Genomic DNA, 330 nt, shown 5'->3' with positions numbered 1-330 from the left:
CGTCCACTGATACAGTTTGAGCAAAAAACAGGTAAACAGTTGGCTAATGAAGTAATTCTCCGACCGTCTTCACGGCTTGTTCTAATTCATCATTTACAAGTAACGATGTATTAAGCCTCAGGTAGTTCTCATAATTTGGAGCGATAGAAAACAACTGACCAAATGCTACAGTGATGTTCGCTTCCAATAACTTCTGATAAATCGCTTTTCCGCACTTTGTTTTCGGCAGTTCTATCCAAAGAAAATAGCCGCCTTCCGGTTCCGTGTAACGAATCGATTGGGGAAAGTACTTATCAACCAGTTCAATAAACGCCAATTGCCGCTGCTCAA

Annotated in this window: 1 pseudogene; it reads right to left on the bottom strand. The window is 41.2% G+C overall.

Annotated features, from left to right (window positions below):
- Nucleotides 1-43: 43 nt before the first annotated feature.
- Nucleotides 44-330 (bottom strand): annotated as a pseudogene (locus tag IQR33_RS08290) (aminotransferase class I/II-fold pyridoxal phosphate-dependent enzyme); the annotation flags it as partial.

Source organism: Vibrio sp. OPT46 (assembly GCF_015163535.1).
GTDB lineage: Bacteria > Pseudomonadota > Gammaproteobacteria > Enterobacterales > Vibrionaceae > Vibrio > Vibrio alginolyticus.
The sequence above is the reverse complement of the archived record's forward strand: the minus strand, read 5'-3'. Positions and strand labels throughout refer to the sequence as shown.